This is a genomic window from Chimaeribacter californicus (assembly GCF_002858675.1).
In the GTDB taxonomy this organism is placed as follows: Bacteria; Pseudomonadota; Gammaproteobacteria; order Enterobacterales; family Enterobacteriaceae; genus Chimaeribacter; species Chimaeribacter californicus.
Genome location: NZ_PJZF01000002.1, coordinates 169,320 through 191,498 on the forward strand (window position 1 = coordinate 169,320; position 22,179 = coordinate 191,498).

General features: G+C 61.5%; 16 protein-coding genes and 1 riboswitch. Of the genes, 12 read left to right on the top strand and 4 right to left on the bottom strand.

Annotation, left to right across the window (positions count from 1 at the left end; genetic code table 11):
* Positions 1 to 114 precede the first annotated feature (114 nt).
* A complete protein-coding gene (gene leuO / locus CYR55_RS03790) occupies positions 115 to 1,056 on the bottom strand; it encodes a transcriptional regulator LeuO (RefSeq protein WP_101814827.1) in 942 nt (313 codons plus the stop codon).
* A gap of 836 nt (positions 1,057 to 1,892) precedes the next feature.
* Between leuO and leuA the strand changes: the two genes are divergently transcribed.
* From leuA to leuD, 4 genes are read left to right on the top strand one after another with little or no spacing between them, the layout of a single operon-like run.
* Entirely contained in the window at positions 1,893 to 3,467 is a 1,575-nt protein-coding gene (leuA, locus tag CYR55_RS03795; RefSeq protein WP_101814828.1) for a 2-isopropylmalate synthase, read from the top strand.
* A 2-nt stretch (positions 3,468 to 3,469) separates the two neighbouring features.
* Positions 3,470 to 4,561, top strand: a complete 1,092-nt coding sequence (gene leuB, locus CYR55_RS03800) for a 3-isopropylmalate dehydrogenase (protein ID WP_101814829.1) — start codon at positions 3,470 to 3,472, stop codon at positions 4,559 to 4,561.
* A 1-nt stretch (position 4,562) separates the two neighbouring features.
* Positions 4,563 to 5,963 carry a 3-isopropylmalate dehydratase large subunit gene (leuC, locus tag CYR55_RS03805; protein ID WP_101814830.1) on the top strand — a complete coding sequence of 467 codons (1,401 nt, stop codon included), beginning with the start codon at positions 4,563 to 4,565 and terminating at the stop codon, positions 5,961 to 5,963.
* Positions 5,964 to 5,974: 11 nt separating this feature from the next.
* Positions 5,975 to 6,577 carry a 3-isopropylmalate dehydratase small subunit gene (leuD, locus tag CYR55_RS03810; RefSeq protein ID WP_101814831.1) on the top strand — a complete coding sequence of 201 codons (603 nt, stop codon included), beginning with the start codon at positions 5,975 to 5,977 and terminating at the stop codon, positions 6,575 to 6,577.
* Positions 6,578 to 6,641: 64 nt separating this feature from the next.
* Here the strand turns inward: leuD and CYR55_RS03815 are convergent, their stop codons facing one another.
* The gene (locus tag CYR55_RS03815) at positions 6,642 to 7,820 is read right to left on the bottom strand and encodes an MFS transporter (RefSeq protein ID WP_101815018.1); all 1,179 of its coding nucleotides are present in this window, start codon (positions 7,818 to 7,820) and stop codon (positions 6,642 to 6,644) included.
* Between the two features lie 213 nt (positions 7,821 to 8,033).
* A complete protein-coding gene (gene sgrT / locus CYR55_RS03820) occupies positions 8,034 to 8,204 on the bottom strand; it encodes a glucose uptake inhibitor SgrT (RefSeq protein ID WP_101814832.1) in 171 nt (56 codons plus the stop codon).
* Positions 8,205 to 8,304: 100 nt separating this feature from the next.
* On the opposite strand from sgrT, the gene sgrR reads away from it, so the two are divergent.
* From sgrR to thiQ, 4 genes are all read left to right on the top strand, one after another.
* Positions 8,305 to 9,966 carry an HTH-type transcriptional regulator SgrR gene (gene sgrR, locus CYR55_RS03825; RefSeq protein ID WP_101814833.1) on the top strand — a complete coding sequence of 554 codons (1,662 nt, stop codon included), beginning with the start codon at positions 8,305 to 8,307 and terminating at the stop codon, positions 9,964 to 9,966.
* A 39-nt stretch (positions 9,967 to 10,005) separates the two neighbouring features.
* Positions 10,006 to 10,113: riboswitch (TPP riboswitch) on the top strand.
* 42 nt (positions 10,114 to 10,155) lie between these two features.
* Positions 10,156 to 11,157 carry a thiamine ABC transporter substrate binding subunit gene (gene thiB / locus CYR55_RS03830; protein WP_175580784.1) on the top strand — a complete coding sequence of 334 codons (1,002 nt, stop codon included), beginning with the start codon at positions 10,156 to 10,158 and terminating at the stop codon, positions 11,155 to 11,157.
* Positions 11,133 to 12,761 (top strand): thiamine/thiamine pyrophosphate ABC transporter permease ThiP, encoded by a 1,629-nt coding sequence (thiP, locus tag CYR55_RS03835; protein WP_101814834.1) that lies wholly within the window; start codon positions 11,133 to 11,135, stop codon positions 12,759 to 12,761. Before thiB ends, thiP begins: the two co-directional genes overlap by 25 nt.
* The gene (gene thiQ, locus CYR55_RS03840) at positions 12,745 to 13,446 is read left to right on the top strand and encodes a thiamine ABC transporter ATP-binding protein ThiQ (protein ID WP_101815020.1); all 702 of its coding nucleotides are present in this window, start codon (positions 12,745 to 12,747) and stop codon (positions 13,444 to 13,446) included. The genes thiP and thiQ overlap by 17 nt, the downstream gene beginning before the upstream one ends.
* A 1-nt stretch (position 13,447) precedes the next feature.
* Here the strand turns inward: thiQ and CYR55_RS03845 are convergent, their stop codons facing one another.
* Positions 13,448 to 14,215: a DedA family protein gene (locus CYR55_RS03845; protein ID WP_101814835.1), complete on the bottom strand. Its 768-nt coding sequence runs from the start codon at positions 14,213 to 14,215 to the stop codon at positions 13,448 to 13,450.
* A gap of 179 nt (positions 14,216 to 14,394) precedes the next feature.
* Here CYR55_RS03845 and CYR55_RS03850 point away from each other — a divergent pair, with 179 nt between their 5' ends.
* The 4 genes from CYR55_RS03850 (at position 14,395) to CYR55_RS03865 (ending at position 22,138) form a co-directional block, all read left to right on the top strand.
* Entirely contained in the window at positions 14,395 to 16,764 is a 2,370-nt protein-coding gene (locus CYR55_RS03850; RefSeq protein ID WP_101814836.1) for a DNA polymerase II, read from the top strand.
* A gap of 197 nt (positions 16,765 to 16,961) precedes the next feature.
* Positions 16,962 to 19,868: an RNA polymerase-associated protein RapA gene (gene rapA / locus CYR55_RS03855; RefSeq protein WP_101814837.1), complete on the top strand. Its 2,907-nt coding sequence runs from the start codon at positions 16,962 to 16,964 to the stop codon at positions 19,866 to 19,868.
* A gap of 57 nt (positions 19,869 to 19,925) precedes the next feature.
* Positions 19,926 to 20,612, top strand: coding sequence for a bifunctional tRNA pseudouridine(32) synthase/23S rRNA pseudouridine(746) synthase RluA (gene rluA / locus CYR55_RS03860; protein WP_101814838.1), 687 nt, complete (start codon positions 19,926 to 19,928; stop codon positions 20,610 to 20,612).
* A 230-nt stretch (positions 20,613 to 20,842) separates the two neighbouring features.
* Complete coding sequence (locus CYR55_RS03865) at positions 20,843 to 22,138, top strand: Gfo/Idh/MocA family protein (RefSeq protein ID WP_101814839.1); 1,296 nt, start codon at positions 20,843 to 20,845, stop codon at positions 22,136 to 22,138.
* The last annotated feature ends 41 nt before the right edge of the window (positions 22,139 to 22,179 follow it).

The following is a 22,179-nucleotide window of genomic DNA, read 5'->3' on the forward strand; positions in this document are numbered from 1 at the left end:
AGGATAATCGTTTGCCTGGGGCAGAGTGCCCAGCATCAATGGTCCGTGGCGCGCAGGAAACAGCACAGGCTGAGGCCCGGCAGGTATCCCCCTGCCGGGCCATAAAAACGGGGTTTACAACGAGGATTTAGATTGGTTCAGCAGAGTACGCAGCCATTGATGGGCACGATCTTTATCGGCGGCCTTATGCCAGCTCAAATAACATTTCATGGTATTTTCCATCCAGGTAATCGGCAGCAACGTAATATTCAGCATCTGCATATATTCGGAGGCCAGCCAGCGCGGGGCGAGCGTAATCATTTCCGTCTGGGAAACAATATTCATTGCACTGCTCAAATCATTGGCCTGATAAACAATGGCCCGGCGGGCTTCGGTGGACGCATAAAACTCAGAGCTGAACGAACCGGCCTGGGAGAAATTCACCACGGCATGGCGCTCTTTAAGATAACTTTCGCGGTTATTCAGGTTTTTGATATTCGGGTGCGATGATGAACACACCAATACCACTTCATCCTGGAAAAGCGTGTCACTGCAAAAAGCATCACTTTCAAATGTTTTATAACTGATAAAGAATTCCACATCCTGATAGCGCAGCTGATGCTCAATATTCTCATCAAAGCAGGAGGTCAGCCTTAATTGCACATTAGGCGCATGTTCAGCCACCACATTATAAATTTTAGGGGCCAGACGGATATCCAGCGGGCTGCTGATAGAAAGCGAAAGAAGGCGATCGCTGGTGGCCGGTTCAAAGCCGGCCCCCGGCAGCTCATTCAGCACCAGTTGCAGCGCCTGGCGTACCGGCCCGAACAGCTGGCGGGCGCGCACCGTGGGCTGAATGCCGCGGCCGTAGCGTACAAACAGCTCATCATTAAACATCATTTTCAGCCGCGCGACGGCATTGCTGACAGCCGGCTGAGACATACCCAGACTTTCTGCCGCCCGGGTAATATTCTGCGCCTGCATGACGGCATCAAATACCGTTAATAAATTCAGATCAAAATCACGTAATTGAACATCTTCGGCCTGTTCTTCTTGCTCTAAAATAACGTCAGACATGGTTGGCTCCGCTAGGCCGGCTGACAGAAATATAACCCGATCGGGTATCTGTCAACGGCAGGATATTATTTGTTACCCTCCACACCGCCGGCGATGATAAATACCAGGGAGGAGCAGTCATCACGAAAAACAGGCGTGCCTTACGGGGGTAACCGGGGCTGCATTAACAGATAATTATTTTTATTAACTATCAGCTAACAGTTGCTATCAACCATCATGCCTGTTTATTTGTTGGGCCAATATGAACATATGATCTTATGACAGACAACATCAGTAAAATAGAATAATAGATTTACTCTCATTAAACTGTTCTCTAACTTCATGATCTGACGATTGTTTAATCTCACGCATCTCAACCCTATCATCACAAATAATAATAGATAAGAAATAACGATAAACACGCGTGAAAACCAAAAATGAAAACCCCCGCCATGATAAAAATCAAATAACTCTTTTTTGGCCGGTTTTTTCAAACCAGATGCGGGATCTCTGACCGGCAACATATTCCATCACTAACAGTTTCAAGGGCAGTGTTTTATCCTGCGGCGGGGCGCCGGCGGCGGGTTCCCTATTTCAGGGCGCAGGGTTGACAAGGGTGTCCTGATAACGTATCAAATTAGGCAACGACTTTTTTAAAAGATAACGGGACGCTGACACATCATGTTTATTATCACCCGCCTAACCAGCCTACTACTTCACGCATCTTATTTGCGCGGTATGGCGGTGGACGGGATCCAGAACTGATTCAGCCCTCTCCCAGATGAAAACCCGCGCCATTGCGCGGGTTTTTTTTTACCTGCTGGGCGCGAAACGAGACAACCACAAGGATTAACCCCATGAGCCAACAAGTTATTATTTTCGATACCACCCTGCGCGACGGTGAACAAGCCCTGCAAGCCAGCCTGAGCGTGAACGAAAAACTGCAGGTTGCGCTGGCACTGGAAAGAATGGGTGTGGACGTCATGGAAGTCGGCTTTCCTGTCTCCTCTCCCGGCGATTTTGAATCAGTGCAGACCATCGCCCGCCAGATTAAAAACAGCCGCGTCTGCGGGCTGGCCCGTTGTGTGGACAATGACATCGACGTCGCCGCCGAAGCGCTGCGCGTAGCAGAGGCCTTCCGCATCCACGTGTTCCTGGCGACCTCCACGCTGCACATTGAATCCAAGCTGAAACGCACCTTTGACGATGTGATGGAGATGGCGATCCGCTCGGTGAAGCGCGCCCGCAACTACACCAGCGACGTCGAGTTCTCCTGTGAAGATGCCGGCCGCACGCCGATTGATAACCTGTGCCGGATTGTGGAAGCCGCCATTACTGCCGGGGCCACCACCATTAACATCCCGGACACCGTGGGCTACACCACCCCGCACCAGTTCAGCGGCATTATCTCTACCCTGTACAACCGCGTGCCGAACATCGATAAAGCGATCATCTCCGTGCATTGCCATGACGATCTGGGCATGGCGGTCGGCAACTCCATCGCCGCCGTGCAGGCCGGGGCGCGCCAGGTAGAAGGCACGCTGAACGGCATCGGCGAGCGTGCCGGTAACACCGCGCTGGAAGAGGTCATCATGGCGATCAAAACCCGTGAAGACATCCTGAACGTGCACACCAACATCAACCATAAAGAGATCTACCGCACCAGCCAGATCGTCAGCCAGATCACCAACATGCCGATCCCGGGCAACAAAGCGATTGTCGGCTCCAACGCCTTCGCCCACTCCTCCGGCATCCACCAGGACGGCGTGCTGAAAAACCGCCAGAACTACGAAATTATGACGCCGGAATCGATCGGCCTGAACCAGGTGCAGCTGAACCTGACCTCCCGCTCCGGCCGTGCGGCAGTGAAGCACCGTATGGAGGAGATGGGCTACAAAGAGAGCGACTACAACCTGGACGCACTCTACAGCGCCTTCCTGAAGCTGGCCGACAAGAAAGGCCAGGTGTTTGACTACGATCTGGAAGCGCTGGTCTTCATTAACAAACAGCAGGAAGAGCCGGAGTTCTACCGTCTGGACAACTTTAACGTGCAGTCCGGCTCCAGCATCACCGCCACCGCGACGGTCAACCTGGGCTGCGGCGACGAGGTACAAACCGAAGCCGCGACCGGTAACGGCCCGGTGGACGCAGTCTATCAGGCGATCAACCGCATCACCGGCTACCAGATTGAACTGGTGAAATACCAGCTGACGGCCAAAGGCCACGGCCGTGACGCACTGGGCCAGGTTGACATCGTGGTCTCCTTTGAAGGCCGCCGCTTCCACGGCGTGGGCCTGGCCACCGATATCGTCGAATCCTCTGCCAAAGCGATGGTGCATGTGCTGAACTGCATCTGGCGCAGCAAGCAGGTAGAAAAAGAGAAACAACGCCTGCAAACCACCCCACAACAAAATAATCAGGAAACGGTGTGAACATGAGCAAAACCCACCACATCGCCGTCTTGCCCGGTGACGGCATCGGCCCGGAAGTGATGGCACAGGTCTACAAAGTGATCGACGCGGTGCGTCAGCGTTTTAATCTCGCGATCACCACCCGCGAATATGATGTCGGCGGCGCGGCCATCGACAAGCACGGCAGCCCGCTGCCGGCAGAGACCCTGGCCGGGTGTGAAGAAGCAGACGCCATTCTGTTCGGCTCCGTGGGCGGCCCGAAATGGGAAAACCTGCCGCCGGACCAGCAACCGGAGCGCGGCGCGCTGCTGCCGCTGCGCAAGCACTTCAAACTCTTCAGCAACCTGCGTCCGGCGCGCCTCTATGCCGGGCTGGAAGCCTTCTGCCCGCTGCGTGCTGACATCGCCGCGCGCGGCTTCGACATCCTGTGTGTACGTGAACTCACCGGCGGCATCTACTTCGGCCAGCCGAAAGGGCGTGAAGGCCAGGGGCCGCAGGAGAAAGCGTTCGACACCGAGATCTACCACCGTTTTGAGATTGAACGCATCGCGCGCATCGCGTTTGAGTCAGCCCGCAAGCGCCGCAGCAAAGTCACCTCTATCGACAAGGCCAACGTGCTGCAAAGCTCGATCCTGTGGCGTGAAGTGGTCAGCGGCGTGGCGAAAGAGTACCCGGACGTGGCGCTGAGCCATATGTACATCGACAACGCCACCATGCAGCTGATTAAAGATCCATCACAGTTTGATGTGCTGCTTTGCTCTAACCTGTTTGGTGACATCCTCTCCGACGAATGCGCGATGATCACCGGCTCCATGGGCATGCTGCCCTCTGCCAGCCTGAATGAAGAAGGTTTTGGGCTGTATGAGCCGGCAGGCGGCTCCGCGCCGGACATCGCCGGCAAAGGCATCGCCAACCCAATTGCCCAGATCCTCTCCCTGACGCTGCTGCTGCGTTACAGCCTGGGCGCGGACGACGCGGCAGACGCCATCGAGCGCGCCGTTAATCAGGCGTTAGAACAGGGTTCCCGCACGGCCGATCTGGCCGGGAACGGCAACGCCGTCTCTACCGGTGACATGGGCGACATCATCGCCCGTTTTGTGAAAGAAGGGGCATAACATGGCCAAGACCTTATACCAGAAATTATTTGATGCCCACGTGGTTCATGAAGCGCCCAACGAGACGCCGCTGCTCTACATCGACCGCCACCTGGTGCATGAAGTGACCTCCCCACAGGCGTTCGACGGCCTGCGCGCAATGGGCCGCCCGGTGCGCCAGCCGGGTAAAACCTTCGCCACCATGGATCACAACGTTTCGACCCAGACCAAAGACATCAATGCGTCCGGCGAAATGGCCCGCATCCAGATGCAGGAGCTGATCAAGAACTGTGCGGAATTCGGCGTGCAACTGTATGATCTGAACCACCCGTTCCAGGGCATCGTTCACGTCATCGGCCCGGAACAGGGCATGACGCTGCCGGGCATGACCATTGTCTGCGGCGACTCCCACACCGCCACCCACGGCGCATTCGGCTCTCTGGCGTTCGGCATCGGCACCTCCGAGGTGGAGCACGTGCTGGCCACCCAGACCCTGAAACAGGGCCGCGCCAAAACCATGAAAATTGAGGTTAACGGCGATGCGGCCTCCGGCATCACCGCCAAAGACATCGTACTGGCGGTGATCGGCAAAACCGGCAGCGCCGGCGGCACCGGCCACGTGGTGGAGTTCTGTGGTTCCGCGATTGAAGCGCTGAGCATGGAAGGCCGCATGACCTTGTGCAACATGGCGATTGAGATGGGTGCCAAAGCGGGCCTGGTTGCGCCGGATGCCACCACCTTCGCCTACCTGAAAGGCCGCCAGTTTGCCCCGACAGGCGCAGACTGGGACGCCGCCGTGGCCTACTGGTCGACGCTGAAATCGGATGAGGGCGCGCATTTTGACAGCGTGGTCACCCTGAACGCCGCCGACATCGCCCCGCAGGTGACCTGGGGCACCAACCCCGGCCAGGTGATCGCCGTGAACCAGGACATCCCGTTCCCGGACTCCTTCAGCGACCCGGTAGAGCGCGCCTCCGCCGAGAAAGCGCTGGCCTACATGGGCCTGAAGCCGGGCATCAAACTCACCGATGTGGCGATTGATAAAGTCTTTATCGGTTCCTGCACCAACTCACGTATTGAGGATCTGCGCGCCGCCGCCGCCATTGCCCGCGGGCGCAAAGTGGCCGCCGGCGTGCAGGCTATCGTGGTGCCGGGTTCCGGCCCGGTGAAAGCACAGGCGGAACAGGAAGGGCTGGACAAAGTCTTCCTGGAGGCCGGCTTTGAATGGCGTCTGCCGGGCTGCTCCATGTGCCTGGCGATGAACAATGACCGCCTGAACCCCGGCGAGCGTTGCGCCTCCACCAGCAACCGTAACTTTGAAGGCCGTCAGGGCCGTGGCGGCCGCACCCATCTGGTCAGCCCGGCAATGGCAGCCGCTGCGGCGGTCACCGGCCACTTTGCTGACATCCGCGAACTGAATTAAGGAGCATTTTCATGGCGAAATTTACCCAGCATACCGGTCTGGTTGTGCCGCTGGACGCGGCCAACGTCGACACCGATGCCATCATCCCGAAACAGTTCCTGCAAAAAGTGACGCGCACCGGCTTTGGCCAGCACCTGTTCAACGACTGGCGTTTTCTGGATGATGCCGGCCAGGTGCCGAACCCGGAGTTCATCCTGAACGCCCCGCGCTATCAGGGCGCGACGATTCTGCTGGCGCGTGAAAACTTCGGCTGTGGCTCCTCGCGTGAGCATGCGCCGTGGGCGCTGACGGATTACGGCTTTAAAGTGATCATCGCGCCGAGCTTTGCCGATATTTTCTACGGCAACTCGTTCAACAACCAGTTGTTGCCGGTGACCCTGAGCGAAGCCGATGTGGATACGCTGTTCCGGCTGGTGGCAGAAAACGAGGGCATCACCTTCACCGTGGATCTGGAGCAGCAGCAGGTGATCGCAGGCGACCATCGCTACCCGTTTGAGATCGACAGCTTCCGCCGCCACTGCATGATCAACGGGCTGGACAGCATCGGCCTGACGCTGCAACACGACGCCGAGATCAGCAACTACGAAGCAAAACAGCCGGCCTTTATGCGTTAACCCACGCCGCGCCGACAAAAAAGCCCGCCAGATTTGGCGGGCTTTTTTTATTTATGCGGGCCGTTTACACCTCCCGGATGCGGCAGGTCAGCAGCAGCGCCACCACCACCAGCACCGCCGCCACGCAATAGACGGCATAATGGCTGACGTGCTCGGCCACTACCCCCTGCAATACCCCGGCCACAATCACCCCGGTGGAGATGCTGTTGGTGAACAAGGTGGTGGCAGAGCCGGGCCGCCCCGGCATCAGATCCTGGAAATAGAGCATGCCGATCCCGGCGACGATACCGATAAAAATCGCGTTGAACAGCTGCAACAGCAGCAGCGCGGTTTTGCCCTGGAACAGCACCAGCCCGCCGTAGAACAGCACCCCGGCCACCACTGCGCCAATCATCATTTTCCGCTTGCCGAAACGTTTGACGTAATAGCCCGCCAGCAGCATCGCCGGGATTTCCAGTCCCGCCGCCGTGCCCATCAGCAGCCCGGCCAGCCGGTCAGGCAGCCCGAGATCGTGGCTGATGTAGAGCGGCATATCGATGATGTACATGGTGTTTGCCGTCCACATCAGCAGCGAGGCGAAAAACAGCGTGCGCACATTCACATCACTCCAGGCCCGGGTGGAGACCACCATCTTATCGACCGGCTGTTCCGCGCGCGGCACCGACGGCAGCATCCACCAGACCACCACGGCACTGACCAGAAAGAACGCCGCTGCCAGGCTGAACATCAGGGTAAAGCCGTAGTTCAGTGCCAGCGTAAAGGAGAGCGGCGGCCCAATCACCCAGGCCAGCGAGAGCTGCGCCCGCATCATTGAGCTGAACATCACCACTTCGCGTGCTGAGTTATCGGCGTATTCCCGCGCCAGCGCAAACATCTGCGGCATTGCGGCATTGGCAATCGCGGCCAGAAATACCCCGGCGGTGATCAGTGTCAGGTAGTGGCGGTTAAAGGCGAACAGAACGCAGTTGCCTACCGCCATCAACAGGCAGACCAGAATCAGGCTGCGCCGGTCGCCGCTGTGGTCAGAGCGTTTCGCCAGCAGGAAACTGACCACAATCCCGGCCACCGCGTTAATGGTGTAAAACAGCCCGACCCACAGCGGGCTGGCCTTGACCTCGGTAGTCAGAAACAAACTGAGCGTGGGTGCCTGAAGCGCACCGGCAATCCCGCTCAGTAAGGTCACGGCGAGGAAAGCGACAAAAACAGGATTGAGCCGGCGGAAAGCGGTAAGCCGCTGAGGCATAAACCGGTTGGACATAAAGGTGTATCCCTGCGAGTGAAAGCGGTTTTTAACCCGGTGAAACGTGGAGTGTAGACGGGTTTTGCCGCGGATACAGCAGCAAAAGCCTGCAAACGCACGCTTTTTTGCTTCAGTGAACGGTAATAAAAAAGCCAGCGGAGGACCCGGCTGGCTGGTGAAAAGCACCATTACTCAGAAAAACGGATGACCGGCGCGTCAGGTATGCGAGTGGTATTGCTCGTCGGTCATGGTGGGCGTCTGCCATTGCATCAGTTGCTCAAGCATCGTGATGCGGTGCTGGCAGGGTATCCAGGCCAGCCAGTCCCATTGCGGTGAGACGGCGTTGAAATAGCGCCGGTAAAACCGGCTGGTCAGCAGGCGTTTCATGTTTTCTTCTCCACGCGGCAGGGTGGGTTGCTGGGAAACAGTATCGGCGTAATATGGGGAAAGAAAAATTGATGAAGTTCTCGCGCGGAGTTCCTCTTTTATGCCGACCTCACGTTTACAGCAGCAGTTTATCCGCCTCTGGCAGCACTTCCACGGCCAGCCGGCCGAGACCACGCTTCAGGCCCTGGCGGAGACCCTCTCCTGCTCGCGCCGCCACGTCCGCTCGCTGCTTAACAGTATGCAGCAGCAGGGCTGGCTGCACTGGCAGGCGGAGGCGGGGCGCGGGCGGCGCTCTACCCTCACCTTTCTGCGCACCGGGCTGGCGCTCCAGCAACAGCGGGCTGAAGAGCTGATCGACCAGGGCAATGCGGACCAGTTAGTGCAACTGGTGGGGGACAAACAGGCCGCCCGCCAGATGCTGCTGGCCCAGTTGGGGCGCAGCTTCCGCCAGGGGCGGCACCTGCTGCGGGTGCTTTACTACCGCCCGATGTTTAACCTGCTGCCCGGCTCGCCGATGCGCCGCTCAGAGACCCATCTGGCGCGCCAAATTTTCAACGGCCTGACGCGGATAAATGAGGAAAACGGGGAACTGGAGCCGGATCTGGCGCACCACTGGCAGGCGCTGTCACCGCTGCACTGGCGCTTCTATCTGCGCCCGGCCATCCCGTTCCACCATGGGCGGCCGCTGGAGATGGAGGATGTTATCGCCTCGCTGACGCGCATCCGCGCATTGCCGCTCTTTTCCCACCTGCTGGGGATCAGCTCACCGACGCCGCATGTCATCGACATCCGCCTCAGTATGCCGGACCACTGGCTGCCGTGGCTGCTCGGCAGCGTCCCGGCGATGATCCTGCCGCGTGAGTGGCCGCAACTGCCGGACTTCGCCCGCCAGCCGATCGGCACCGGCCCCTATGCGGTGGTGCATAACCGCCCGGCCCAATTGAAGATCCGCGCATTCGATGACTACTTCGGCTACCGCGCACTGATTGATGAAGTCAGCATCTGGGTACAGCCGGAACTGAGTGAGGAGCTGGTCTCTTCCGGCGTGCAGTTGCAGGCCGACGACACCGCCCACAGCGAGCTTGAGAACCGGCTGGAAGAGGGCTGCTACTTCCTGCTGTTTGACCGGCGTTCTGCCCTCGCCGCCCGGCCGGAGGTGCGCGCCTGGCTCACCGACCTGCTGAACCCGCTGGCGCTGCTGCATCAGGTTGATCGCCTCTACCAGCGCTACTGGTCACCGGCCTTTGGCCTGCTGCCGCGCTGGCACCACCGCGCCCATGACGCGCAGCCCGCCCAGCCCGTCGGGCTAGCGACGCTGACCCTGACCTGTTACCGCCACCACCCGGAGTTCCCCGCCATCGTGAACGCGTTGCAGCCGTTGCTGGCGGCGCAGGGCGTCACGCTCGTGATGCAGGAGGTGAGCTATGAAACCTGGGTCAACGGCGAGGCAGAGAGCGATCTGTGGCTCGGCAGCGTTAACTTCACCCAGCCGCTGGAATTTTCCCTGTTCGCCGGGCTGTATGAGCTGCCGCTGCTGCACCACTGTCTGGATGAGGATCTGCACCCGGCGGCGGTACAGTGGCGTAATAACCAGCTGCCGCTGGCGGAGTGGTGCCAGGCGCTGGTGCGCCGCCAACAGATTCACCCGCTGTTCCACCACTGGCTGCAACTGCAGGGCCAGCGCAGCATGCGCGGCGTGCGGATGAACAGCCTCGGTTGGTTTGACTTCAAATCCGCCTGGTTCGCCCCGCCGGAGCAGTAGTCCGCCCTTTCGCCAACCGGATTAAGCCTTTACAATGGCGCGTTCTCAACGGGGTGCGACACCGCCTTGCTGGCCGTGGTCGCTGAGAGAGTCCCGTCGAACCTGATCCGGTTAATACCGGCGGAGGGATTTGAGACTGCGCAACGCTTGCTCAAAATCCTTTGCCACCCTTTTTCTGAGGAGCGCAAAGTGTCACGAAAGATCCTGCCTTATCTGTGTGTTGTCTCTGCTGTTATCTTGTCTGCCCCGGCGCTGGCCGCCAAACCGCTGCTGACCGTGTATACCTATGACTCGTTCGCCGCTGACTGGGGCCCCGGCCCGGCAGTGAAAAAAGCCTTTGAGGCAGAATGCGGCTGTGAGCTGAAATTCGTGGCGCTGGAAGATGGCGTCTCGCTGCTTAACCGCCTGCGGATGGAGGGCAAAAACAGCCCGGCCGACGTGGTGCTGGGGCTGGACAACAACCTGTTGCAGGCAGCGGCGCAAACCGGCCTGTTCGCCCCGTCCGGCCTCGATACCGCCGCGCTGAAAGTGCCGGGCGGCTGGCAGGATAAAACCTTTGTGCCTTATGACTACGGCTATTTCGCCTTCGTCTATAACAAAGAGAAACTTAAAAACCCGCCCACCAGCCTGCGCGATCTGGTGGAGAGCGACCGCCCGCTGAAAGTGATTTATGAAGACCCGCGCACCAGCACGCCGGGCCTCGGCCTGCTGCTCTGGATGCAGAAAGTCTACGGCGACCAGGCAGCGGATGCCTGGCAAAAGCTGGCGAAGAAAACCGTCACTGTGACCAAAGGCTGGAGCGAGGCTTACGGCCTGTTCCTCAAAGGCGAGAGCGACATGGTGCTGAGTTACACCACGTCCCCCGCCTACCACCTGATTGAAGAGAAAAACGCGAATTACGCCGCCGCCCCCTTCAGCGAAGGCCACTATTTGCAGGTGGAAGTCGCCGGGCGGCTGGCTGCCAGCCACCAGCCGGCACTGGCGCAGAAGTTTATGCAGTTTATGGTGACGCCCGCCTTCCAGAACACCATCCCGACCGGCAACTGGATGTACCCGGTAACGCCGGTGGCGCTGCCTGCCGGGTTCGATAGCCTGGCCGTGCCGAAAACCGCGCTGAGCTACAGCGCCGCTGAGGTCGCTGCCCAACGCGCCGCCTGGACCCGCACATGGCAAACCGCCGTCAGCCGCTGATCCCCGGCTGGCAACGGCCCGGCCTGCTGGCGGGCGCGCTGCTGCTGGGTGTGGCCGGGCTGGCGTTCGGTGCGATCCTATTTCATGCACCGGCGCTGGCGTGGCGCACGCTGGCCGATGACACCTATTTATGGCATGTGGTGCGCTTCACCTTTTTACAGGCGCTGCTGTCGGCGGTCTGTTCGGTGGTGCCCGCGCTGTGGCTGGCGCGGGCGCTGTTCCGCCGCCGCTTCCCCGGCCGGGCGCTGCTGTTGCGGCTCTGCGCCATGACGCTGGTGCTGCCGGTGCTGGTGGCGGTGTTCGGCCTGCTCAGCGTCTATGGGCGGCAGGGCTGGCTCGCGGAGATCTGCGGCGGGCTCGGCGTGCCTTACACCTTCTCGCCCTATGGCTTGCAGGGCATTTTGCTGGCGCATGTGTTCTTCAACCTGCCGCTGGCCGCCCGGTTGCTGTTGCAGTCCCTGGAGAATATCCCGGTGGAGCAGCGCCAGCTGGCGGCGCAGCTCGGCATGAACGGCTGGCAACAGTGGCGTTTCGTGGAGTGGCCCGCCGTGCGGCGGCAATTGCTGCCCGCTGCCGCGCTGATCTTTATGCTCTGCTTTGCCAGCTTTGCCACCGTGCTGTCCCTCGGCGGCGGGCCGCAGGCCACCACCATCGAGCTGGCGATCTATCAGGCGCTGAGTTACGACTACGATCTCAGCCGGGCGGCGATGCTGGCGCTGATCCAGCTCAGCTGTTGTCTGGGGCTGGTGCTGCTGAGCCAGCGCCTCAGCCAGGCGCTGCCCGCCGGGCATACACAGGCCGCGCAGTGGCGTAACCCGCAGGACAGCGCCCTCGCCCGGTTTACGGATGGCGTGGTGATTGCGCTGGCATTATTACTGATCCTGCCGCCGCTGCTGGCAGTGGTGGCGGACGGTGCCAACCGCGCGCTGTTGGGCGTGCTGCAACAGCCGGTGCTATGGCAGGCGCTCACTACCTCACTGCGGATTGCGCTGGGTGCCGGGCTGCTCTGCGTGGTGCTGACCATGATGCTGCTCTGGAGCAGCCGCGAATGGCGGTTGCGCCAGCAGTGCGGCCGGGCGCAGGCGCTGGAGCTGTGCGGCATGGTGATTCTGGCGATGCCGGGCATTGTGCTGGCGACCGGCTTCTTCCTGCTGCTGAGCGCTACCGGCGGTTTGCCCACCTCCCCGTGGGCGCTGGTTATCCTCACCAATGCGCTGATGGCGGTACCCTACGCGCTCAAAGTGCTGGACAACCCAATGCGTGACCTGGCGGAGCGCTATACTCCGCTCTGCCGGGCGCTGGGCATGGGCGGCTGGCAGCGCGTGCGTTGGGTGGAGCTGAGCGCGCTGCGCCTGCCGCTGGCGCAGGCGATGGCCTTTGCCAGCGTGCTGTCGATGGGGGATTTCGGGGTGGTGGCGCTGTTCGGCAATGAGCAGTTCCGCACCCTGCCGTTCTACCTTTATCAGCAGATGGGCGCGTACCGCAGCCAGGACGGTGCCGTGACCGCGCTGCTGCTGCTGCTGCTCTGTTTCCTGCTGTTCACCCTGATTGAACGTTTACCGGAGCGCCGGAAGAATGCCCGAACCGATATTGACGCTGGATAAGCTGACCTACCTTTACCACCACCTGCCGATGCGCTTTGACCTGGCGGTGAAGCCCGGCGAACGTGTGGCGGTGCTGGGGCCGAGCGGCGCGGGCAAAAGTACCCTGCTTGGCCTGATCGCCGGTTTCCTCCCCGCCAGCAGCGGCACCTTACAGATCGCCGGTGCAGACCACCGCGACACGCCACCGGCGAGACGCCCGGTATCGATGCTGTTTCAGGAGAACAACCTGTTTGCCCACCTGACGGTGCGGCAGAATCTGGGGCTGGGTCTGCACCCCGGCCTGAAACTCACTGCCGGGCAACGGCAGGCGCTGGAGGAGATCGCCGCGCAGGTGGGGCTGGAGGAATGCCTGGAACGGTTGCCGTCGCAGCTTTCCGGCGGCCAGCGGCAACGGGTGGCGCTGGCGCGCTGTCTGTTGCGCAGCCAGCCGCTGCTGTTACTGGATGAGCCGTTCTCGGCGCTTGACCCGGCCTTGCGCAGCGACATGCTGACGCTGCTGGACGACGTGTGCCGCCGCCGCGCCCTGACGCTGTTAATGGTGTCGCATAATCTGGATGACGCGGCGCGGATTGCGCCGCGCACGCTGCTGGTGGTGGACGGGAGGATTTACTACGACGGCCCGACCGCCGCGCTGATTGACGGCAGCGCCGCCGAGGCGCGCGTCCTCGGCATTACGCGCACCTGACTCAGTACGCCAGCACCTGCCACAGCAAGCGGCGGTAGACCGGCATCAGCGGGTGGTTGAACAGCATCACCAGGCAGGCGACTGCCGCCACGGTGACCAGCCCGCACACCCAGCGCAGCCGCGCCAGCGGCAAGCGGCGTGACAGCCAGTCTTCACTGCGTTTGCCGTCGCGGAACCAGCGCCAGCCCAGCCAGGCCGCCAGCCACACCGCCACAAAGGCCGCCAGCAGCAGCCAGCGGAAATGCGCGACGTCCGCCCCGGCCGGAATACCTATCGCCACCCCTGCCAGAATGCCCGGCAGGAAGTAGACCGGCGGCCAGGTCAGGCAGCCCACCACGTTCGGCACGGCAAACGTCAGCGGTTTCAAATCCAGCATCCCGGCCACCAGCGGCACCAGCGGGCGGGTCGGGCCGATAAAGCGCCCCACCAGCACCGTGGCAAAACTGTGCTTATGCAGCGCGTGGCGGGTTTTGCTCATCAGGGATTTATGCTTCTTCAGGAATGACCAGCGTTGCAGCGGCCCTTTGAAACGGTGGCCGATGTAATAGGAGAGCCAGTCACCGGCGAAACACCCGATAATCCCTGCCGCCCAGGCCTCGTAAAAATTGACCCGCCCACTGCCGATCAGCGCGCCGAGGGACGCCATCATCACCGTGCCCGGCAGCAGCAGCCCCACCAGTGCCAGCGACTCCAGAAACGCCACCAGGCCAACCGCCATCAGTGAAAAGGCCACAGACTGGGTAATCAGATGTTCAAGGTAAGATTCCATAAATTCCAACAAGGTTGTGGCGTAAATTCATCATTTTGCCGCTGAATTGTTAACGCGGTTATTCACGCAGTCAATCAATGAATTGTATGTGTATTTAGCAAACACTACCGGCGTTGGACATCACCTGTATAAAAAACCATACTACGTCCATCTGTTCCCCTCGCCCCAAAGGTAGCCCCGTGACCCCAGCCCGCCAGGGATTTATCCTGACCCGCCACTGGCGTGATACGCCCACCGGCACAGAGATTGAGCTCTGGCTGGCCACCGATAGCGGCCCGCAGAAAGTCTGCCTGCCGCCCCAGCAGGCGGTGGCGTTCCTGCCCGCGGAACAGCGCGCACTGGCGGAGCCGGTGTTGCGCGGCGAAAGCGGTGCGCAGCTGCGCGAGGTGGCGCTGTGTGATTTCCGCCACCGGCCGCAACTGGCGCTCTATTGCCGCCAGCAGCGCCAGCTCTCCCGGCTGGAGCGGGCGCTGAAAGATCAGGGCGTGACGCTGTATGAAGCGGACATCCGCCCGCCGGAGCGCTTTCTGATGGAGCGCTACATCACCGCGCCGGTCTGGTTCAGCGGTGAGCCGGGCGCGGACAACACGCTGCGCAATACCAGAATGAAACCGGCCGAAGGCTATCGCCCGCCGCTGAAACTCGCCTCGATTGACATTGAAACCAGCGGCAACGGCGAGCTGTACTGCATCGGCATTGAGGGCTGCGGCCAGCGGCAGGTTTACATGCTGGGGCCGGAGAACGGCACGCCGCAGCGCGAGGATTTCACGCTGGAGTATGTCGCCTCGCGCCCGCTGCTGCTGGAGAAGCTCAACCAGTGGCTGGCCGACCACGACCCGGATGTAATCATCGGCTGGAACGTGATCCAGTTTGACCTGCGGGTATTGCAGAAACACGCCGAGCGTTACGGCATTCCGCTGCGGCTGGGGCGCGGCGGTGCCGCGCTGGAGTGGCGCGAGCATGGCTTCCGGCAGGGGCACTTCTTTGCGTCGGCCGCCGGGCGGCTGATTATTGACGGCATTGAGGCGCTGAAATCGGCGTTCTGGAATTTCCCGTCGTTCAGCCTGGAGGCGGTGTCGCAAACGCTGCTGGGTGAAGGTAAGGCTACCGACAACCCTTACCAGCGGCTGGCGGAGATTGAGCAGCGCTTCCGGGAAGACAAACCGGCGCTGGCGCGCTACAACCTGAAAGATTGCGAACTGGTGACGCGCATTTTCGCCAAAACCGATCTGCTGGCATTCCTGCTGGAGCGCGCCAGCGTCACCGGGCTGGAAGCAGACCGCAGCGGCGGCTCGGTGGCGGCCTTCAGCCACCTCTATTTCCCGCGCATGCACCGCGCAGGCTTTGTCGCGCCGAACCGGGGCGATGTGGAGGAACAGCCCAGCCCCGGCGGCTTTGTGATGGACTCGCGCCCCGGCCTGTATGACTCGGTGCTGGTGCTGGATTACAAAAGCCTTTACCCGTCAATTATCCGCACCTTCCTGATCGATCCGGTGGGGCTGGTGGCCGGGCTGCACCAGCCGGATGAGCAGGCGTCCGTTGAGGGGTTCCGCGGCGCGCGCTTCTCCCGCACCACCCACTGCCTGCCGGAAATTGTGCGGCAGATCTGGCAGGGGCGCGAGGCGGCCAAACAGCAGCAGAACGCCCCGCTGTCACAGGCGCTGAAAATCATCATGAATGCGCTGTATGGCGTGCTCGGCACCAGCGCCTGCCGCTTTTACGATCCGCGCCTCGCCTCCTCCATCACCCTGCGCGGCCATGCGATCATGCACCAGACGCGCGCGCTGATTGAGGCCGAAGGCTATCAGGTTATCTACGGCGACACCGACTCCACCTTTGTCTGGCTCAAACAGCCGCACGACGAGGCCGCCGCGCAGGAGATTGGCCGGGCGCTGGTGGCGAAGGTGAACCAGTTCTGGCAGCAGCACCTGCGCGAGGAGATGGGGCTGGAGAGCGCGCTGGAGCTGGAGTTTGAAACCCATTTCTGCCGCTTCCTGATGCCCACCATCCGCGGGGCCGGGGTGGAGCAAGGCAGCAAAAAACGCTATGCCGGGCTGGTACTCCGCAACGGCGAAGAGAAGATGATCTACAAAGGGCTGGAGACGGTGCGCACCGACTGGACGGCGCTGGCGCAGATTTTCCAGCAGGAACTTTACCAGCGCATCTTCCACCGGCAGCCCTATCAGGAGTATCTGCGTGACTACGTGGCGCGCACCCGCGCCGGGGAGTTTGATGACCGGCTGGTCTACCGCAAACAGGTGCGCCGCCCGCTGGCGGAGTACCAGCGCAATGTGCCGCCCCATGCGCGCGCCGCACGGCTGGCGGATGAGGCCAACCTTGCTCAGGGGCGGCCGTTGCAGTACCAGAAAGGCGGCTGGATCCGCTACGTGATGACCACCGCCGGGCCGGAACCGCTGGAAGCACGCCATGCGCCGCTTGACTACGAGCACTATATTGAGCGGCAGCTGGAGCCGGTGGCGGACGGCATTTTACCGTTCCTGCAGGACGATTTTGCTACACTGATCACCGGGCAAATGGGATTGTTCTGACGCGGGCGGTTTACGACAAATAACGGCGTTTGGCAGGTGACGAAACCGCGACCTTCCATTACCATAGCGCCCTTTCCCATTTTTGCACCTCTCCCAGAGACTCCGCGCCCCGGCATGGCAGCGTTGCTATTGTCCGGATAACGCACGCAAAGCAGTAAAAAAACGCACGGCCCGATACATCAACACAGAGAGTAACTATGCCCTTTAAACTTGGTCAACGCTGGATAAGCGACACGGAAAGCGAATTAGGATTAGGCACTGTAGTCGCGCTCGATACGCGTATGGTGACACTGCTTTTCCCCGCGACGGGTGAGAACCGCCTCTATGCCAGAAATGACTCACCGATCACCCGCGTGATGTTCAACCCGGGTGACACCATCAACAGCCACGAAGGCTGGCAGTTGAAAGTTGACGAGGTTAAAGAAGAGAACGGCCTGCTGACCTACATCGGCACCCGTCTGGATACTGACGAGGCCGCCGTTGCGCTGCGTGAGGTGCTGCTGGACAGCAAACTCACCTTCAGCAAGCCGCAGGACCGGCTGTTCGCCGGGCAGATCGACCGGATGGACCGCTTTGCGCTGCGCCTGCGGGCGCGTAAATACCAGCGTGAGCAGTTCCGCCTGCGCTGGAGCGGCCTGCGCGGGATGCGTGCCAGCCTGATCCCACACCAGTTGCACATCGCCCATGAAGTGGGCCAGCGCCATGCGCCGCGCGTGCTGCTGGCGGATGAGGTGGGCCTCGGCAAAACCATTGAGGCCGGGATGATCATCCATCAGCAACTGCTCTCCGGCCGTGCCGAGCGCGTGCTGATCGTGGTGCCGGAAACCCTCCAGCACCAGTGGCTGGTGGAGATGCTGCGCCGCTTCAACCTGCGTTTCTCCCTGTTTGATGATGAGCGTTACGCCGAATCGCTGCATGACGCCACCAACCCGTTTGAAAGTGAGCAACTGGTTATCTGCTCGCTGGATTTCGTGCGCCGCAACAAAAGCCGCCTGGAGCAGATGGCCGATGCCGCCTGGGATCTGCTGGTCGTCGATGAGGCGCACCACCTCGCCTGGAGCGAAGAGGCCCCAAGCCGAGAATACCAGGTGGTTGAGCAACTGGCGGAACACACCGCCGGGGTGCTGCTGCTGACCGCCACGCCGGAGCAGCTCGGCCCGCAGAGCCACTTTGCGCGCCTGCGCCTGCTCGACCCGAACCGCTTCCACGACTATCAGGAGTTCGTGGCCGAGCAGCAACAGTACCGCCCGGTGGCGGATGCGGTGACGCTGCTGTTGAGCGGCGACCGCCTCTCCAATGATGAACAGAACCTGCTGGGCGAGATGATCGCCGAGCAGGACATCGAGCCGCTGCTGGCCGCCGCCAACGGTGACGGCGAAGACAGCGAGGCCGCACGCCGCGAGCTGATCACCCTGCTGATGGATCGCCACGGCACCAGCCGCGTGCTGTTCCGTAACACCCGTAACGGCGTGAAAGGCTTCCCGCACCGCGTGCTGCATGAGATCCGCCTGCCGCTGCCGGCGCAGTACCAGACGGCAATCAAGGTCTCCGGCATTATGGGGGCCAAAAAGAGCACCGAAGATCGCGCGCGTGACATGCTCTACCCGGAGCGCATCTATCAGGAGTTCGAAGGCGAGAACGGCACCTGGTGGAACTTCGACCCGCGCGTCGAGTGGCTGATGGGCTTTTTGACCAGCAACCGCGACGAAAAAGTGCTGGTGATCTGCGCCAAAGCGGAAACCGCGCTGCAACTGGAGCAGGTGCTGCGTGAGCGTGAAGGCATCCGCGCCGGGGTGTTCCACGAAGGGCTGTCGATCATCGAACGTGACCGCGCGGCGGCCTATTTCGCCTCCGCCGAAGAGGGCGCGCAGGTGCTGCTCTGCTCGGAGATCGGCTCTGAAGGGCGTAACTTCCAGTTCGCCAGCCATCTGGTGATGTTCGATCTGCCGTTTAACCCGGATCTGCTGGAGCAGCGCATCGGCCGTCTGGATCGTATCGGCCAGCAGCGCGACATCCAGATCATGGTGCCGTACCTGGAGCAGACCGCGCAGGCGGTATTGATCCGCTGGTATCACGACGGGCTGGACGCCTTCGAGCACACCTGCCCGACCGGCCGCGCAATTTATGACAAGCACTATGAGCAGCTGATCCGCTTCCTCGCCACCCCGTCCGAACAGGAAGGGCTGCCGGAGTTTGTGCACCTGTGCCGCACCGAGCACGACGCACTGCGCCAGCAGCTTGAGCAGGGGCGTGACCGCCTGCTGGAGCAGCACTCCAACGGCGGTGAAGCCGCGCAGGCGCTGGCCGAGGCGATCGCCGAAGGCGACAATGACGTCAATCTGGTGAACTTTGCGCTTAACCTGTTCGATATTGTCGGCATCAACCAGGATGACCGCAGCGATAACCTGATTGTGCTGACGCCGTCTGACCATATGCTGGTACCGGATTTCCCCGGCCTGCCGCAGGATGGCTGCACCGTGACCTTCGACCGTGAGCAGGCGCTGTCACGCGAGGACACGCAGTTCATCACCTGGGAGCACCCGCTGATCCGCAACGGGCTGGACCTCATCCTCTCCGGTGACACCGGCAGCTGTGCCGTGTCGCTGCTGAAGAACAAGGCGCTGCCGGTCGGCACCCTGCTTACCGAGCTGGTGTACGTGGTGGAAGCGCAGGCACCGAAACACCTGCAGCTGACGCGCTTCCTGCCGCCGACGCCGATCCGTATGCTGATGGACCGCAAAGGCACCAACCTCGCCAAACAGGTGGAGTTCGAGAGCTTCAACCGCCAACTGAACGCCGTGAACCGCCACACCTCCAGCAAGCTGGTGAACGCGGTGCAGCAGGACGTCCACGCCATGCTGCAACAGGCGGAAGCGCTGGTGGCTGATGAGGCGCGTGCGCTGATCGAGGCGGCGAAAATCGAAGCCGACGAGCAGACCAGCAGCGAACTCGCCCGTCTGGAGGCGCTGCGTGCGGTGAACCCGAACATCCGTGACGACGAAGTCGAAGCGTTGGAGTTCAACCGCAAGCAGGTGCTGGCGAACCTCAACGACGCCACCTGGCGGCTGGATGCCATACGTCTGGTGGTGGTAAGCCACCAGTAACCCCGGTCCGGGCGCACAGCGCGCCCGGCTGTTTTCCTCTCTACAGTGACCAACACCATGAGCGACCACATCGCGTCTCAGACACCGCCGCTGGAAGGCTACAACCCGCCGCAGGAGCCGTGGCTTCAGATTCTCTACCAGGATTATCACATCATGGTGGTGAACAAGCCGAGCGGCCTGCTCTCGGTGCCCGGCCGTGCTGAAGAGCATCAGGACAGCGTGATCACGCGCGTCCAGCGTGATTTTCCGCTGGCGGAATCGGCGCACCGGCTCGACATGTCCACCAGCGGCGTGCTGGCGGTGGCGTTGACCAAGCCGGCCGAGCGGGAACTGAAGCGGCAATTCCGTGAACGCGAACCGAAAAAGAGCTATCTGGCGCGCGTCTGGGGGCATGTGGCGGAGGATGAGGGGCTGATTGACCTGCCGCTGATTTGCGACTGGCCGAACCGGCCAAAGCAGAAAGTCTGCTTTGAGACCGGCAAAACCGCGCAGACGCTCTATCAGGTGTTGTCACGGGATGAGGACGGCACCAGCCGCGTGCGGCTGACCCCGGTAACCGGCCGCTCGCACCAGTTGCGGGTGCATATGCTGGCGCTCGGACACCCGATTCTCGGCGATAACTTCTACGCACCACCGGAAGCCCGCGCGATGGCCTCCCGCCTGCAACTGCATGCCGAAACCCTGACGCTGGCCCACCCGCACTACCACACCTCGATGACCTTCCGCGCCCCGGCGGATTTCTGATTCTCCCCTGCCCCCTGGGGCAGGCTCCCCCGCTTGTGACCTGACTCACCCTTTTTCCACCGCGCATGACATAGCGTTAAGCGCGGCTGCCTGTTATGCATTGACAGGTGGCTGCTTTTCTTGCCGTTTGTCAGCGCACCGGCAATACGCGAAAAAAACAGGCGACCCGCGGCAGCGAGCGTCCCCCCTTTTCTGCGCCCGGTTGGGCGTAAGCTTCAGGAGATAGCGTGATGAAAAGATATGCATTGGTCGGTACCGGCGGCCGCGCCGGATTGTACATCGAGGCGATTGCCGCCACCTACCGGGAGAGCGCGCAGTGGGTGGCGTTCTGTGACACCAACCAGACGCGGATGGACTACGCCAACCATCTGCTGGCTAAAGCGGGGGCCGCGCCGGTTTCCACCTGGCGGGCCGGGCAGTTTGAGGCGATGATCGCCGACACCCGGCCGGATACCGTGATTGTCACCAGCATCGACCGTACCCACGACGACTATATTGTGCGGGCGCTGCACGCCGGGTGTGATGTGATCACCGAAAAACCGATGACCATCGATGCGGCACGCGCCCTGCGCATTGCCGAGGCGATTGAGGAGACCGGCCGCCGGGTGCGTGTGGCGTTCAACTACCGCTATGCGCCGCACCACAGCAAAGTGCGCGAACTGCTGATGAACGACACCATCGGCGAGGTGTTTTCGGTGCATTTTGAGTGGCTGCTGAATACCGAGCACGGCGCGGACTACTTCCGCCGCTGGCACCGCGAAAAGCGCAACAGCGGCGGGCTGCTGGTGCACAAATCAACCCATCATTTTGACCTGATGAACTTCTGGCTCGACAGCTCGCCGGAACAGGTGTTCGCGCTGGGCGATCTGCGCTTTTATGGCCGGGAGAATGCGGAAAAACGCGGCGAAACCCGCTTTTACAGCCGGGCGCACGGCGCGCCGCAGGCCGCGGAGGATCCGTTCGCGCTGCACATGGAAGCCAACCCGCAACTGCGCGCCCTCTATTTAGAGGCGGAGCACGAAGACAGCTACTACCGCGACCAGAGCGTGTTCAGCGACGGCATCAACATCGAGGATACGCTGTCGGTGATGGTGAAATACCGCAACCGCACGCAGCTTACCTACTCCCTCAACGCCTACCTGCCGAAAGAGGGGCTGAACGTGGTGTTTAACGGCAGCAAGGGGCGGCTGGAGATGAACGTGGAGGAGAACTCCTACGTCAACGGCGGCGGCCTGCGTGAGGAGGAAGGCAACCTCGACGCCTGCCGCATCACCGTCTACCCGATGTTCGGCACCCCGTGGGAGGCGGACTTCACCGCCGGTGAGGGCGGGCACGGCGGCGGCGATCGGGCGATGCTGGCGGACCTGTTCGGCAACCCGCCCGAAGACCCGTTACGCCGCGCCGCCGACCACCGCGCCGGTACGCTCTCGATCCTGACGGGCGTCGCCGGTAACCTCTCCATGCAGCGCGGCACTCCGGTGTTCTTCGACGAGTTCGAGGTGGTACGTAAGCTGCGCGGGCGCTGAGGCCATAAAAAAGCCGCCCCGGGGGGCGGCTTTCGCGGTAA

Coding starts and splice junctions, on each gene's coding strand:
- leuO (WP_101814827.1), bottom strand. CDS start 1,056: ATGTCTGACGTTATTTTAGAGCAAGAAGAACAGGCCGAAGATGTTCAA.
- leuA (WP_101814828.1), top strand. CDS start 1,893: ATGAGCCAACAAGTTATTATTTTCGATACCACCCTGCGCGACGGTGAA.
- leuB (WP_101814829.1), top strand. CDS start 3,470: ATGAGCAAAACCCACCACATCGCCGTCTTGCCCGGTGACGGCATCGGC.
- leuC (WP_101814830.1), top strand. CDS start 4,563: ATGGCCAAGACCTTATACCAGAAATTATTTGATGCCCACGTGGTTCAT.
- leuD (WP_101814831.1), top strand. CDS start 5,975: ATGGCGAAATTTACCCAGCATACCGGTCTGGTTGTGCCGCTGGACGCG.
- CYR55_RS03815 (WP_101815018.1), bottom strand. CDS start 7,820: ATGCCTCAGCGGCTTACCGCTTTCCGCCGGCTCAATCCTGTTTTTGTC.
- sgrT (WP_101814832.1), bottom strand. CDS start 8,204: ATGAAACGCCTGCTGACCAGCCGGTTTTACCGGCGCTATTTCAACGCC.
- sgrR (WP_101814833.1), top strand. CDS start 8,305: ATGCCGACCTCACGTTTACAGCAGCAGTTTATCCGCCTCTGGCAGCAC.
- thiP (WP_101814834.1), top strand. CDS start 11,133: ATGGCAAACCGCCGTCAGCCGCTGATCCCCGGCTGGCAACGGCCCGGC.
- CYR55_RS03845 (WP_101814835.1), bottom strand. CDS start 14,215: ATGGAATCTTACCTTGAACATCTGATTACCCAGTCTGTGGCCTTTTCA.
- rapA (WP_101814837.1), top strand. CDS start 16,962: ATGCCCTTTAAACTTGGTCAACGCTGGATAAGCGACACGGAAAGCGAA.
- rluA (WP_101814838.1), top strand. CDS start 19,926: ATGAGCGACCACATCGCGTCTCAGACACCGCCGCTGGAAGGCTACAAC.
- CYR55_RS03865 (WP_101814839.1), top strand. CDS start 20,843: ATGAAAAGATATGCATTGGTCGGTACCGGCGGCCGCGCCGGATTGTAC.